The following is a 14,864-nucleotide window of genomic DNA, read 5'->3' as shown; positions in this document are numbered from 1 at the left end:
GGGTTCCTTTTTTTGTTTGAACCTTGGCTTCGATTAAACTTTGGCGGCAGGTTGGTGGATCGGGGCACCCCCCGGGCTTGCCGCAAGCTTCGCCCGCGACCTCATCTTCTTGATCACGACGGGGCAGACAGTTTCGGACTGATAGAGCACCTGGCAGTGCAGGCAGTTGATGCACTCGTTCGGATTGATCTCGCCGGTCCGGTGGATCGCCTGCACCGGACACTGGTTGGAGCAGGTCTGGCAGGGGTTTCCGCATTCGTGGTAGCGTTTGAGCCAGTCGAACATGCGCATCCGCGCGGGGATCGCCAGCGCCGCACCCAACGGGCAGAGGTAGCGGCAGTAGAACCGTTCGACGAAGAGCCCGGCGACCAGCAGCGCGACGGCATAGGCCACGAACGGCCAGGCGCGGATGAACTTCAGGATGATCGCGGTCTTGAACGGCTCGATCTCGGCCAGATGTTCGGCCTGCTCGACGCTGATCAACGAGACGCCAAAAAGGCCGAGGAAGATCATGTATTTGATTGGCCAGAGCCGCTCGTGCAGGCCCCAGGGCAATGTCCATTGCGGGATGTGCAGTTTGCGCGCGATCTGGTTGGTCAGTTCCTGCAGGGCGCCGAATGGGCAGAGCCAGCCGCAATACGCGCCCCGTCCCCAGAACAAGAGCGCTGCGGCCACGGCGAACCACAAGATGAAGGTGAGTGGGTCCAGCAGGAAGGCCTGCCAGCTGAAGCCGTTGACGAAACTCCCGAACAGCGCCATCAGGTTGACGACCGAAAGCTGTGCGTTGGCGTACCAGCCGAGGAAGACCAGCGTCACCGCCAGGAAGCTCATGCGGAAGATGTAGAAGGCCTTAGCGTTCCTGACCGCATAGGTCTGGAAGAAGAACACCCCCGTCAGCACCACGAGCATGGCGCCCAGCACGACAATCTTCAGCTTCGAGTCGTTCCAGATGCGTTTCCACAGGTCGGCCTGCGCGGTCCCCTCGTCACGATCAGCAACAGCGGGAACTTCCTTTGACGGCGGCACGACGGCGCGCAGATACTTCTGCGGCAGCTGGTAGCCGAGATCGAACGTGTGGAAGACCTTTTCGATCGGCCCGACCTCACGCTGCGCCAGAAGCTGGATGCGGAAGGGCTTTGCCGGATCGAAGCCGAGGCCAGCGGGAACGCGGAACAGGTCCATCTCCTTGAATTCCGGCGCGCCGGCAAGTGCGATCGCGCCAAGGCGACGATGGTCGCGGTCACGGAAGCGCACGGAAACGTCGTCTTGGATCAGCACGATGCGGTCGAAAATGCCGCCGCGCACATAGCCTGAGCCTTTAAAGGAATAGAGCCCGCGTCCCATCACGGCGATAGCGTTCTCGCCCTCGCCCAGCCAGCCCCGAAGGTTCGCCACCTCGGCCGGGCCGAGCACGGCCTTGCCGATGGACGGAACCGAGACCAGCGCCGCCTGCATGTCAATGAAGGTGGTTTCCGGCGCTTGCGTAATCGCGCGGTCGCGGGCGCGCGCATCGGGATGCTCGGCGAAAGCAGCGTTGACCTGCGCCACATCGAGTGACAGCCGGCGCAGCGTGCCGTCACCCTCAGCCTCGGCCCAGTCGGCCGGCGAGGCGGCAGCGGGATCGATCATGAAGCGCGGGCCGGCATTGTCCGTTTCCGGGGCCAGTCCGCCGAGGCCGAGCGCACGCGCGACCTTCAGCCCAGAGCGAACGATCGAATCGTCGATCACCATTACCGTCACGGTCGCGCCCGAGATGATATCCACCTCATGCGCCGTACCGCCGGACTTCGCCTCGGCGACCAGGTCGAGACCGGCATAGCCGGCCACCAGCGCCTTCACCTTCGCATCCGGAATGCCTATGAGGACGATGGGCTCGGAGTGTTTCACCAGCCGGACGCCGACGATCTTCGCATCCTTGCCCACCGCCACGAGGGTATGGATCGGCTTGCCGGAATAGCCGGTCGTTCCCACGAAATCCGAAGTGATAAAGACCCAAGCCACCGTCTGGCCGCCCTTCAGCACGGGGGCCACCGCCAGATCGTCGCGCACCGGGCCGAAACCGTCCGCGCCCGGTACAAGATCCGAGGCTGTCGCGGCGGGCAGATACTCCTGCAACATCGTAGCCGCGCTGGCGGAGACCGCGAAGCACAGGCTGGCGCAGAGCAGAAGGACAAGACGGAAGAGTTTCATTCCAAGGCATTCCCGCAAATCGTTGCCGGAGCATTGAAACGTTCGCGCAGGACGGTCGTTGACCTAGGTCAAACAAGCGATGATTGCCCAACCAAGGTCTCAGGTCAGCGCAGAATTCGGGTACGCAGAGATTCTCAGGCGGACTTGAGGAGGATTCTGGTCGCTGACCTTATGGCCGGCGCGAAGGCCTGCACTCCACTCCCCCGATGGCTGGTGCGCGATAATCGCAAATCCACCGACTACGACCGCTAAGCCCAGCGACGGGACGACACCATCCGTACCTCGAAGCCGGCCTCGGCCAACCGCCATGCGATCGGCCGACGATAGTTGCCCGTCGCCTCAAAGGCACGGATCACGGGCCGGCCATAATCAAAGTAAGCCTCTCAACGCGACGGATTCGCGCGGCTTAGTGTCGAATGGTGGACTTGGCGCCCCACAGCCTTCGGCGAAATCGAACAACGCAGCGAAGCCGCAGCGGCTCGCCGATCGAGCGCGTTGGCGCGGCCGAGCGCCGGGATGCCTCATGAAGAGGACAACCGGAAAATGGCGAAGTGAATTGAGAGACCCCGACGAACAAGCACGCGGCCTTAAAAACGGTTCGAGGCAGTCTCGCATCGCTCGTTGCCAAACCCTTGCACAGGCGGCTCATGACGACAAACTAAGGCACTTAGTCGCTACGAGCTAAGACCGCACAGTAGACGCCTATTCAGATCAAGCCTGGACCTTCTCCTTGCGCCACAGATAGATCTTCATTGCCCCGGTTTGCTCGCGCTCGACCACGACAAAGCAAGCCGTCCGCCCAGCTCTGGTCGCACGCCAGTCCCAAGCCGCCGGCTGTTCCGGTCGAGCGTTTCGCCGAGCCACTCGACGTCCTTTCTTGAGGGATAAGCGAGACTGAACCGATGGGCCTGCAGCGGGGCGATTTCAAGCGCCGAGAGCTCGCCATTCGCCGGGTTGACGCCGGCGAAATACATCAGACGCAGATCGCTCCGAAACTGCTCGTGCCCGGCAATCCCTTCATAGTCATTGAGGAAGTCACCGCAGCCATAAAGGATCAGGCGGTTGCGATAGACTTCGATCGCTTTGGCGTGGTGCGATGAGTGTCCGTGCACGATCGATACGTCGGCATCGTCAATAAGCGCATGCGCAAATTGCCGCTGAGCGGCGGGTATGTCATCCCCCCAGTTAGGCCCCCAATGAATCGATACGACCACTACATCCCGTGGCCGCCTCATCCTGACGATATGATCGGCAACGCGACTGGCACTGGTCGGGGTAAGATCCGGCAGAAAATTCACGCCTGCCTTGTTCCTTGTCGCGGCCCAGCTCCCTGGCGTCCCGGCTGTCGGCGTTGCAAGCGCAAACACGAGCGCGCGTCCTTTGTCACCCCTCTGAAAGACGGCCGGCGCGCTCGCTTCGGCCAAGTCATGCCCGACGCCGGCCGTCTTGATTTGGAGGCGCTCCAAGACCGCCAAAGTGTCGAATAGGCCGGCAGGTCCCCAATCAAGAACGTGGTTATTGGCAAGGACACAGCAGTCCACGCCGGCAGCGACAAGGCAGGAAGCGTTTTCGGGGCTCATCCGATAGTTGATGCCCTTCGGGACGTAATCGTTGCTGCGGGTTATGGCCGTTTCGAGATTGATGATGCGGACATCAGGGCGCGCACGATCGAGCTCATCCAATGCCACGCCCCAGATATAGGTTGGTCCCGCCGACCGCGGAATCGGCCCGTGCGCTTGCTCCGCCAGACGAACGTAGTCACGGGCTGATTGAAGATGGTCCTCATGCAGAACCGGGTTGGAGGGAACGGGCAGCACTTGATCGAGGCCCCGTCCGGTCATGACGTCACCGCAAAGGAAGAGCTGCATATGCGGATCGTGCTGGAGTGACCGTCCCATCAGATGCCCCGGGCTTTTGCCGCTGCTCTTCGCGCCTGCCCGCACAAGCCTCAGGCGCTCGCTCTCTCGGCTTCAGATCACCTGTGCGGTCACAGAGTGGATCGAGTTGTTACCGTAGCCCAGACGGTTCCACTCGGCGCGATCAGGCTGAGTCCGGCCCGCCATGTCGGTGGCGCGCGCCCGCACGGCGAGCGGCCCCGTCTGCTCAAGTCGCGTGATCAGCTCCCACCATTGCCAGGCAGAGCGCCGCCGTTCGCCGACGAGCCGCGCCTCGCGCCACGGGCCGTTGTTTAGGCTTACATCGACCCTGGATATGCTCTCGGCGCCAGACCACGCGACGCCACGGATCGCGGTCTCGCCGCGCGGCAGGCTCTCCCCCTGATCGGGCGAAGAGATCAGCGCCCGCACACTCATGAGCGTCACCGGTGCGCGCTCGTCGCGCCCGTTCCGCACCCACTGGTACCAGTACTTCTCCGTTTGATAGTGGGCCTCGCAGGGCTTGTCGGTGACGACGATCTCGGTCAGCCACTTGACGGACGCCACCGCATACCAGCCCGGCACGATCAGCCGCAACGGATAGCCGTGAGGTGACGACAGCGGCTCGCCGTTCATCTCGTAGGCGAGAAGCGCGTCCGCTTCGCGAAGCTGGTCGAAGCCGAGGCCACGCTCGAAACGAATCGGCGCATCGTGTCCCTCGACGAGCCCGCCGTCCGCACCGCGGAACGTGAGTTCCGTCGCGCCGGGTCGCAGGCCTGCCCGTTCGAGCACCTCGATCAAGGGAACGCCGGTCCATTCGGCGGTGCTGACGGCGCCCAGGCCCCAGGCTTCGCCGGGCACGGCCGGATCGAACAGGCTGCGGCCGTTGCCAGCGCATTCGAGGGTCACCACGCGGCTCTCAGTATGAAGATTGTGAAGGTCCCTCATGCTCAGACTCAGGGACCTTTCGACCAGCCCGCCGACCGAGAGCCGATAGCTCTCACCATCGAGGTTCGGAATATCGAAGTGGTTACGCAAGTAGAACCGACCATTGGGCACCACTGCCCCGCCCGCGAGGTCCCGCACCGACGTCTCGCCGTTCAGCGGATAGGCGCGATGAACGAGGAGCCCCGCCTCAACGGCGTCCTGGCAAGCGTCCGCGGGGTCGAGCAACGCGGCAGAAACGTCCGTCGGGCGTGCATCGCAGCCGCCGCTCGCCACCACCCCGGCGCAGGTCGACGCCGCCGTCACTTCGACCTCGCCGGCTTGACGGAACGGCGTCAAGAACGCTTGGAGGACGGCTTCATCCGCCGCTTCGGCGATGAAGAACAGTGAATGGGAGCCGCGAACGACGGCCTCGGCCTTGATGACCACGCCATGACGAGCGGCGCTAGGCCGGCTCAAATGGTTCAGCAGCATCGCGCCCTTGGCCGGATCGCGCGCGGGGCAGGTTTGTGGCGAATGCTGATGGTGCACAATGAACCGAGGCATTGGGAACCTCCATGCTAGGGCGGCGTCGCTCTAGTTGCAGTCTACAAGGCGATCGGTCCCGATCCTGACGACACATTGCTCCGCTAGCACTGCTCACGATCACTTCAGCACCTGCACGATGCGGAGATGGATCGCGCGCCTTCCTTCCGGCGAGACCAGACGAGCATTGGCCGCAATATATCACGCCCAGCCTTCGCTTTCGCCGGATATCGCTGGAGAAATCTCTACAGAGGTCGACGCAATTCCCGACGATACATTATGCGATCCTGCGGCCGCCGCATTCCTCGCCTTCAGAGAGACCCGTCCACAATGACGACAGGACGGCCCATCGAGCAGGCTTCGACACGGGCCTCCACACGGTAGACCGAGCGCAGCATATCCGCGGTGATGACCTCATGGGTCCGGCCGCTCGCCGCCACCGAACCACCACTGATGACGATCGTGTCGTCGCAATAGCGCAGCGCATGGTTCAGATCGTGCAGCGCGATCAGCACCGCCATTCCCGACTGCGCCGACAGGCGCTTCATGAAGCCGAGCACCTCGATCTGCCGGAAGAGATCGAGCGCCGAGGTCGGCTCGTCCATCAGCAGCACTTCCGGCCGACGCACCAGGGCCTGGGCGATTGAGACCAGCTGACGCTGGCCGCCGGAGAGTTCGCCGAGGTCGCGAAAGGCGAGATCAGCTATCCGGAGCTCGCCAAGCACCCGGTCGATCTCGGCGAGCTCGCCGTCCTTCACCTTCCAGCCGGATCCCTGCTTGGCCGACAGGAGCACCGACTCGTAGACGGTGAGCACGGCGTTGGCGCCGGTGTCCTGCGGCATGTAACAGATGCCTTCGGGCCCTTTGGCCGCGTCGGACAAATGGACGGTGCCAGGACCCGACGTCAGGCCCGCAATACGCTTGAACAGCGTCGACTTACCGGCGGCATTCGGGCCGATCACCGCCGTCAGGCCGCCGCCGCGCAGCAGCCCGGTGTTGACGTCCGACAGTACCGTGCGCCGGCCGTAGTTCGCGCCGACCTTTTCGAGCGTCAGGCTTACCATGCGCGCCTCCTGTTGGTGAAAATCAGCACGAAGAAGAAGGGCACGCCGACGAGCGCAGTGATGACGCCGATCGGGAGGACCGCGCCCGGGATCAGCATCTTGCTGACGACCGAGGTGACCGAAAGCAGTAGCGCGCCGCACAGCACGGAGGCCGGTAGGAAGAAGCGCTGATCCTCGCCGACCAGCATGCGGGCGATGTGCGGTCCGACGAGGCCGACGAAGCCGATTGTGCCGACGAAGGAGACCGGGATCGCCGCAAGCAGGCTCACCGTCATCATGGCTTCGAGCCGCAGGCGACGGACATTGATGCCGAAGCTCGCCGCCTTGTCGTCACCGAGCCGAAGCGCCGTCAGCGCCCAGGCGTGCCGGGCAAAGAGTGGAACGGCGAAAAGGAGCACGGCGCCGGTGATCCAGACCTTCGGCCAGGTCGCCTTGGTGAGGCTGCCCATCGTCCAGAACACGACGGCGGCGAGCGCCTGCTCGGAGGCGAGATATTCGAGCAGCGACAGCGCGGCGTTGAAGGTGAAGACCAACGCAATGCCGAGAAGCACGATGGTTTCAACCGTGACGCCGCGCATGGTGGAGGCGAAGTGGATGAAGAGCGCCGCCAGCATTGCCATCAGGAAGGCGTTGATCGGCACCATGTAGCTGACAGCGACGGGAAAGATCGCAATCCCGGCAACGAGGCCGAGGGCGGCACCGAAGCTGGCCGCGGCGGATATGCCGAGCGTGAACGGGCTTGCCAGCGGATTGGCGAGAATCGTCTGCATCTGCGCGCCGGCGACCGAGAGCGAGGCCCCGACCGTCACTGCCATCAGGGCGATCGGCATGCGAATGTCCCAGATCACCACCCGGAGCTGGTCGCTTACCGTTTCCGGGCGAGACAGCGCCGTCAGCACATCGGCGAGCGGATAGTTCGCGGGGCCGAGCGCCATGTCGACCGCGACCGACGCAAAGAGGGCGCCGAGCAGACAGAAGATCAACAGCAAACGGCGCAGAACGAGGGCACGGTAGCGCCCTCGTCCTTCAATTCCAGAAACCTGGTCGGTCATGGCAACCATCATTCACCATCCTTGGGAAGCGAGACGAAGTAACCCGGGCGGTAGGTTACGGGCAGGAACTTCTCGTGAAACTCGCGGAAGGTCCGATCCGGATCGATGTCGGCAAAAAGCTCCGGATGGAACCACTTGGCGAATTGCTGGATCGGCACAAATTCGTAGGGCGCGCCGTAGAACTGATGCCAGACCGCATGCACGTTGCCCTCTTTCACCGCCTTCAGGCCAGGGAAGCCCGGGCGCTGCATCAGGCCACGCAATCTATCCTGCGCCGGCGCCGCATCGGCGCCGCGGCCGACGCTGACGAACTGGTTGAGATCGGATTCCGCCGACCAGTTGCTGCCGGTGATGATCACATGATCGGGCTCGCTGACGATGAGCTGCTCGGGATTGAGGTCGCCGAAGGTGCCCTTGATGACGTCGGAGCCGATGTTGTGGCCGCCGGCCTTCTCCACCATCTCGCCGAAGTTTGCGGGGCCGAAAGTTCGGCAGCAGACGACATCGCCGGTAATGCCGGGAGAGCGCTCGATGAAGACCTTCGGACGGGTGATCACGCCGGCCTTCTTCAGGCGGTCGGTCACCAGTGCGATCTGAGCATTGCGATATTCGATGAATTCGCGCGCCTTCGCCTCGGCGCCGAAGAGTTGGCCAAGGATTTCAACGGATTTCTCGCTGTTGGCAGCCGGATCGACGCGGAAATCGAGATAGACGACGGCAATGCCGGCAGCCGCAGCCTTTTCGATGAAACCCGATTCCTCGACAGCCTTTTGCGCTTCGAGGTTCAGCGTCAGCACATCCGGCTTCAGCGCAATGGCCGCTTCAAGGCTGAAATCGCCTGACGGGATATAGCCGAAGCGCGGCAGCTTCTCGATCTCGGGGAAGCGCTCGACATAGGCCGCGTAGGAGTCCGGATCCTTCTTCAGCAGATCGTCGCGCCAGCCGACGATCGTATCGAAGACATGCTCGCCTTTCAGCGCCGCGGCCACATGGATCTGCCGGGCCTCGCCAAGCAATACGCGCTTGGCGGGCAAGGCTATTTCGACCCGGCGGCCGGTGACATCGACGATTTCCGCCGCCCCCACTGGCACCGCCGGCAGCACGATCGCGGCAAACAGCGCAACAGCGATTTTCCTGAAGATCGACATTCTCATTCCTTTCGATCGCGGCGCTGGAGGCCCCCCATCCCGCCGGCCGCCAATGCGTTTATTGGCTGACGTTCAGCGAGACGAAGTAACCGCTCTTGTAGGGAAGCGGTAGGAAGCGCTCGTGCAACTCGCTAAAGGTCGCCTCCGGATCGAGGTCAGCGAAGAGATCCGGGTGCAGCCACTTGGCGATCTGCTGAATCGCGACGAACTGATAGGGGTTGTTGTAGAACTGGTGCCAGATGGCATGCACGTTGCCGTCCTTGACCGCCTTGACGCCGGTGAAGGCCGGCCGCTTGGTCAGGTCTTCCAGCTTGCGCGCGGCTTCCTTTTCGTCGGCGCCGTAGCCGACGCCGACCCAGTTACCGCCCGGCACATAGCCCTGCCAGTTGCCGCCAGTAATGATGATCTGATCGGGGTTGGAGGCGATGATCTGCTCCGGGTTGACGGTGCCGAAGGTGCCGGGAATGATGTCCTTGGCCATGTTCACGCCACCGGCGAATTCGACCATCTTGCCGAAATTCTCGTTGCCGAAGGACATGCAGCAATCGTCGGAATAACCGCCGGCCCGCTCGACGAAAACGAGCGGCTTCTTCGGGTTGGCCTTCGCCAGCACGTCGGTCACCTTGGCGATGCTGTCAGCGCGGAACTTGATGAATTCCTCGGCCTTTTCTTCCTTGCCGAGCAGCTTGCCCATCAGCCGCATGCTCGGTTCGGTGTTTTCCATCGGCTTCTCGCGGAAGTCGACATAGACGAGCGGGATGCCGACTTTGGCGAGCTTCTCGATATAGCCCGCCTCTTCCGTCGCCGTCTTGGCGTCTATGTTCATCAGGACGACGTCCGGCTTCAGCGCCACCGCCTGCTCAATGTCGAAGGTTCCATCCTTCATGCCACCGAAGGTCGGCAGCTCGGCGATGTCAGGATATTCGGCGAGATAGGCGGCATAGCTTTCCGGATCGGCTTTCGCCAAGTCGTCGCGCCAGCCGACGACACGCTTGAACGGCGCGTCGCGGTCGAGCGCTCCGAGGAAGTAGATCTGGCGCCCCTCACCGAGGATCACATGCTCGACCGGTACATTGACCTCGACATCGCGGCCTGTGACGTCTTTCAATTTCACGACATCAGCGAAGGCTGTCGTTGAGAAAAGCACGCAAAGTCCCGTGGCGGCCGCAGCCACCCTGTTGAAAAGCCACATTGTTTTTTGCTCCGCTGGGAAAATCGACGCGATCTAATGTTTCATGACTTTATTAGTCAACATTTATCTTTTAGAACGCCTCCAAACAGAGACGAGCAGCACCAACATGAGCGACACCCTAGATCGGCAAAACTACAACCTGCGGGATGAAATCAAGGCCTATTGGTCGGAGCGCGCCGCAACCTTCGATCTTTCGCCGGGCCACGAGATCTTCTCGGAGGAAGAGCGTGCGGCGTGGCATAGGCTGTTTCTCAAGCATCTCGGACCGGGCGGCGGCCGCGCTGCCCTGGATCTCGCGAGCGGAACGGGCGTCATCTCGCATCTGCTCGACGATCTCGGCTTCAAGGTCCAAGGCCTCGACTGGGCCGAGCCGATGCTCGAGCGCGCCCGCGAGAAGGCGCGCAAGCGCGGTCGCGCCATCCGCTTCGGGCTCGGCGACGCCGAAAACACCATGGAGCCCGATGGCTACTACGATGTGGTCGTTACCCGACATCTGGTGTGGACGCTCGTCGATCCCGCAGCTGCCTTTGTGGAATGGCAGCGCGTCCTGAGGCCTGGCGGTACGCTGCTGGTCGTCGATGGGGACTTCGTCAATACAAGTACGCTCGAGCGGCTGTTCTCGAAACTCAGCGCCTGGGGCCAGCGCTTGGGGTTCCTCACGGCAGAAACGCCGACCGGAACATTGCAGATGATGGCGACCCATCGCAGCATTCTCTCGCGCGTGCACTTCTCCGCCGGCGCGCGGGCCGATGACGTCGCCAACCTGCTTGGCAAGGCCGGCTTCGTCGACATAGAGATCGACAGGGACCTCCGCGAGATCCATCGCACGCAGGCCAGGAACTGGAATTTCTTCAAGGGCCTGGCCAGACAATGCCAGCACCGTTATGCGATCCGCGCGAGGAAGCCGTAAGGCGCACACGGCCCCAAGCTTTGGGCGGCCCGTCACGACGCTGGAGCCGAGAACTGGGCGACCATCGCCTCGGTCGTTGAGACCTGCAAACTCAACGCCGTTGATCCGCTTGCCTATCTGACCGCCACGCTCACCGCCATCGTTAACGGTCACAAGCAGAGCCGGATCGATGACGCTGCTGCCATGGAAGCTGGCCCTACATAGCGATTCCCGCTCGTGACCGCAGTCGGCCCCAAGCGGACACCGCGCTACCACACGCCTGATGAGCATAGTTCAACGCGGTGCGATCTCTCCCAGTTAGACGTATTCGGTTAATTGCCAAGCAGAGCGACTGCTTCTTCCCAGTTGGCAACCCGGTGAGGATAGTCCACAGTCAGGTTATGCGGCGCTGAAAACAGGATGCCTTTTCCTTGGAAGCGAGCGAAATGGCGAACGTTATCATCGATCAGAAAGTCGGCAGCGAGGATGCTCTTATCGCCACAAAAGACGATGTTCAGCGCTGGGATGAAGGGAAAATGCTTCTGCAGCCATGCGAACTTCGGCGCACACGAGGCCGGATATTCCATGGCCGCCGTTGTGATGAAAACGTCGAACTTTTCCATCAGCTTCGATAGGGCCGCTTGGCTTCCAGGCATCACGTCGTAGACCCCAAAGACGTCGCCTTGGTGAAGCAACTCCTCCATAGCTTGGTCGTGTTCAGGGGCAACAAGCTTCCGCAACGAGTTGCTCTCGATATCGTCCGCCGACCATCGATAGCCGTAGGTCTCGACATACCAAGCTGCATGGTGCGCGTTAGCGTCGGCGATAACCTCATCCATATCGACAGCCAAGCGGGGCTTATGATTTTTCACGTTAATCTCCTAGCACGCTACAGCATCGCCGTAACACAACTGACGGCGCTACGGTACGGCAAAGGCGTGATGGGAAATTTTCAAATCTTCATGAATGGTCACAATGCCAAGCTTGGCACGAAGCAGCGAGGCTTTTACCGCCTTGGCAATGACCGCTAATGGCGCATAGTTGCCATGCCCATCAAGGCTCTTGGTCCTCCACACCGAATCGGGGATTTCCTGTCCAGCTGCGAGTGGCACACCGCTTACGGATGATCTGCATCCCAAACAATCGTCTGTCACTAAGGCGTTCCTCGAGGCTCCATGTCGAGGATGGCATCGGCGATAGGAAGCTTCGAGACCAGCGAACTCATCACGCCCTCCAGCCCTGCGCTCTGGGAGAAAGCCGAAGGGCTCATAGCGTCTGACAGAAATGAAGCGGGGGGCGAGCGGACTGATTGAAGCAATAACAATTTCAGTTATTTAGGTAGGCCAAAAGGTTGACGCTCCCATGCGCCGTCCTCCAGGCGCCGATCTTCGATAAGCTTACCGACCGGCAGCAGATCTGGCGCATCGGCAAGCGCCTGCGCCATGGCGTCATTCAGCGGATCCTTGCACCCGAAGTTGAAGGTGAGCTGGTCGGTACGACTGGCGTCGATCCACGTCACCGACACGGATGGGTGATCCGTGACCATCTGGGTGCAACGCGGATGCCCGGTGGTGATGTCTTCGGTTCCTTGGGGTCGATAGGGCGCGAGCGCTGACTGGAACGCGAGCCATTCCTTGGCCGTGATCGAGAAACTTTGCTCACCGTGCACGTCGGTAAAGCGCCGGCCCTCGAACACACCCTCGCCGGCTGCAGTCACCTTGAAACGGTATATTGGACATTCTCCGAGGCACGGCCCGCGTTCCACGATGATGCTCGGCACTTGGGCTTGTTCCACCAACGAGGCGACCAACGCGAATGCCACCCTCGCAGTCAACATCACCATGGTGAGTCTCCCTTCAGCAACAAAAAAGCCATCAGCCTTGCCACGGATCGATCACGAGGGCGCCGATGCCTTCGAAGGCCCTCATGCGCCTCACGGAGATCAAATCGTTGACCAGAGCGGTACAGTCAACGCGCGCCCCTAAACTCCTGTACGCACCTGCCTTCTACCGTCGTAATGGATTCGTCTCCAGCGACAAACTCGATATCTACTCCAAAGTGGCTTGAGTCCTGTTCAGACAAAAGCCTCATTGAACCTCCGAAATACGAGGCGGCAAGCCACTTCCAAGGCGTCATTAGCAGTAATCAGGAGCGAAGCGGAGTACGGCGCGCGTCCCTTCGCCACCTCCTTGCCGTCGATGCGGATGACGACGTTGAACCGCGCGCCGCGCTTGCTGCCTTCCTTGCGTGTTTCGCCTCTATGTTGACCTTGCCGCTCGGAAACGGTTCGGAGGGATCGACGCGCGTCCCCTCAATATCGAGCAGGTTGTACTCGTAATGCTTGCCGGGTGCGCACAACTGCAACGATCCAAGCCCGTTGCGGCTGCACGCACCCTCATACGAATCAACCCACCTTCTTCACAGCTGGTATCGTCCAAGAGCCATCAATGATCGAAGGATTGCTTTCGTTGGGCCAGTAAAGCCGCATCATGAGGATGAATTTCCCCTTGGGCGCCGGAAGCCAGTTCGATTCCTTGTCCGCTCCAGGCGATTCGTGCTGGATAAACAGGTCGATCGAACCATCGGGGTTTGCCTTGAGTGGCTGCCGTGCGCTGATTGAGTAGCGGTTCAAAGGATTGTCGACGAAGAAGTAGCCGGCGTCGTACATCGTCAGTGACCAGAAGCCCGAAACCGGCGGCGTAAGACCTTTCTTGAACGTCAGAACGTACTTCTCGGACCCATCATATGCCCGCTTGATCACTCCGCTGCCAGACTTCAGCGATGTTGGGTAGATCGCATCCTGCGGCCGGTTTGCTCCGAGACCGATCGCGGTGATCAGGGCACGCTGGATATAGTTGGTACCGTAGATGCCGGTCTTTGTCGTGAAGCCCCAACCGTCAATATCCTGCACATCGCCGTCGCTGAATTTGAAATGCATCATGATGCGTGCGAAGCCGAGCTGCGGAACGCGCTTCACAAACGCGGGATCGAACTTGGCTTTGTCGAAGTCCTGGCCGGGAACAATCCCCAGCTCGGCGAGCTTGGCCACCATGGGCGCATCGGCGTCGGTCGGCGGATTTCTTTTCAGGAGCTCAGCGAAGAGGGTGAAGTACTCGATGGCATCCATGCTGTTGACTTGTTCGCGAACGGCAGCCTCCATATCGATCGCCGCGTCGACCTTGCCTTTTGGCGGTGTCCAGTCCTTGCCCCACGCGCTCAAGGGATAGAGCTTCACTTCGTCCTGCAGTTTATGAACTTCGGCGTAGTCCTCCGCGGTGCCTGTGCAGTAGATACGTCCAAGCAGCCATACGATACTCGTTGGAGATTTATACTGGATCACGCCTTCCGGGAGCGTCCCTTCCCAACCGGGCCCGGTCACCACGAATGTCTGCGCGTCGGTGCCTGTAGTACGCTTTCCGGGGACGTCGAACACAGTTGTCCAGCCATCCAACATCGGAAACAAGGCATAGCGGTCTTTCAGGTCGGGCAAGCTAACCACCCAAGGTTCATCCCCCACGTCAAAAAACGCGGTGGTATAGAGGGTGTCGGCGTTGGGCGCGGTCACGTCTCGAAACTTGGCGTCTGGGTACTGACGCAGCTTGATCAAATGTCCCATGGGGCCCCGGGTTCCCTCGGGTTCGGCGACGTTGGTAATCACACGCCTAGTCATTTCCATCGTTACCAGGGGATATGCGTAAATATAGGCCTCGACGGCCAGGGCGAACTCGTCAAGCCCCTCCGGCAAATCGGCCACTAAACCATCTGCGGCCTTCGCCGGCATACCGAGAGAAGTAGCTGCCAGCCCCCCAAGACCGGCGGCCGTAAAGTCACGACGTGTAATATCCATTTTATCCCTCCGACAAAATTTGAGTTGCGACGCAATGCACTGAGTTCAGAAGATGTAAACGACGAGGCGTACCGTCTGGTTGGTAGAAACCGCTCCGCAACGCCACACCCCACGGCACTGTTCATTTTTTGCTGATGC

The 14,864-nt window shown here is 61.3% G+C and carries 12 protein-coding genes and 1 pseudogene; 2 read left to right on the top strand and 11 right to left on the bottom strand.

Annotation, left to right across the window (positions count from 1 at the left end; genetic code table 11):
- Positions 1–33 precede the first annotated feature (33 nt).
- From AC244_RS17020 to AC244_RS16990, 7 genes are all read right to left on the bottom strand, one after another.
- Entirely contained in the window at positions 34–2,190 is a 2,157-nt protein-coding gene (locus AC244_RS17020) for a NosR/NirI family protein (RefSeq protein WP_053250011.1), read from the bottom strand.
- Positions 2,191–2,939: 749 nt separating this feature from the next.
- Positions 2,940–4,058 (bottom strand): CapA family protein, encoded by a 1,119-nt coding sequence (locus tag AC244_RS17015; protein WP_234716954.1) that lies wholly within the window; start codon positions 4,056–4,058, stop codon positions 2,940–2,942.
- 102 nt (positions 4,059–4,160) lie between these two features.
- Positions 4,161–5,555, bottom strand: coding sequence for a sulfite oxidase (locus AC244_RS17010; RefSeq protein WP_053250009.1), 1,395 nt, complete (start codon positions 5,553–5,555; stop codon positions 4,161–4,163).
- Positions 5,556–5,845: 290 nt separating this feature from the next.
- The gene (locus AC244_RS17005) at positions 5,846–6,598 is read right to left on the bottom strand and encodes an ABC transporter ATP-binding protein (protein ID WP_053250008.1); all 753 of its coding nucleotides are present in this window, start codon (positions 6,596–6,598) and stop codon (positions 5,846–5,848) included.
- Positions 6,592–7,662 carry a FecCD family ABC transporter permease gene (locus AC244_RS17000; protein WP_053250007.1) on the bottom strand — a complete coding sequence of 357 codons (1,071 nt, stop codon included), beginning with the start codon at positions 7,660–7,662 and terminating at the stop codon, positions 6,592–6,594. Before AC244_RS17000 ends, AC244_RS17005 begins: the two co-directional genes overlap by 7 nt.
- Complete coding sequence (locus tag AC244_RS16995; protein ID WP_053250006.1) at positions 7,659–8,804, bottom strand: ABC transporter substrate-binding protein; 1,146 nt, start codon at positions 8,802–8,804, stop codon at positions 7,659–7,661. The genes AC244_RS17000 and AC244_RS16995 overlap by 4 nt, the downstream gene beginning before the upstream one ends.
- Positions 8,805–8,856: 52 nt before the next feature.
- A complete protein-coding gene (locus AC244_RS16990) occupies positions 8,857–9,990 on the bottom strand; it encodes an ABC transporter substrate-binding protein (protein ID WP_053250005.1) in 1,134 nt (377 codons plus the stop codon).
- A 106-nt stretch (positions 9,991–10,096) separates the two neighbouring features.
- Between AC244_RS16990 and AC244_RS16985 the strand changes: the two genes are divergently transcribed.
- A complete protein-coding gene (locus AC244_RS16985; protein ID WP_053250004.1) occupies positions 10,097–10,900 on the top strand; it encodes a class I SAM-dependent methyltransferase in 804 nt (267 codons plus the stop codon).
- 27 nt (positions 10,901–10,927) lie between these two features.
- Positions 10,928–11,120: pseudogene (locus AC244_RS35355) on the top strand (transposase domain-containing protein); the annotation flags it as partial.
- A 91-nt stretch (positions 11,121–11,211) separates the two neighbouring features.
- Here the strand turns inward: AC244_RS35355 and AC244_RS16980 are convergent.
- From AC244_RS16980 to AC244_RS16970, 4 genes are all read right to left on the bottom strand, one after another.
- Positions 11,212–11,751 carry a 5' nucleotidase, NT5C type gene (locus tag AC244_RS16980; RefSeq protein WP_053250003.1) on the bottom strand — a complete coding sequence of 180 codons (540 nt, stop codon included), beginning with the start codon at positions 11,749–11,751 and terminating at the stop codon, positions 11,212–11,214.
- A 48-nt stretch (positions 11,752–11,799) separates the two neighbouring features.
- Positions 11,800–12,033: a hypothetical protein gene (locus AC244_RS36500; protein ID WP_152975984.1), complete on the bottom strand. Its 234-nt coding sequence runs from the start codon at positions 12,031–12,033 to the stop codon at positions 11,800–11,802.
- Positions 12,034–12,209: 176 nt separating this feature from the next.
- Complete coding sequence (locus AC244_RS38105) at positions 12,210–12,722, bottom strand: DUF6438 domain-containing protein (RefSeq protein ID WP_234716953.1); 513 nt, start codon at positions 12,720–12,722, stop codon at positions 12,210–12,212.
- A 561-nt stretch (positions 12,723–13,283) separates the two neighbouring features.
- On the bottom strand, positions 13,284–14,726 hold the full coding sequence (locus AC244_RS16970; RefSeq protein ID WP_053250002.1) for a DUF1254 domain-containing protein: 1,443 nt from the start codon (positions 14,724–14,726) through the stop codon (positions 13,284–13,286).
- Between the last annotated feature and the right edge of the window lie 138 nt (positions 14,727–14,864).

Source organism: Ensifer adhaerens (genome assembly GCF_001270265.1).
Taxonomy (GTDB): domain Bacteria; phylum Pseudomonadota; class Alphaproteobacteria; order Rhizobiales; family Rhizobiaceae; genus Ensifer; species Ensifer adhaerens_B.
The sequence above is the reverse complement of the archived record's forward strand: the minus strand, read 5'-3'. Positions and strand labels throughout refer to the sequence as shown.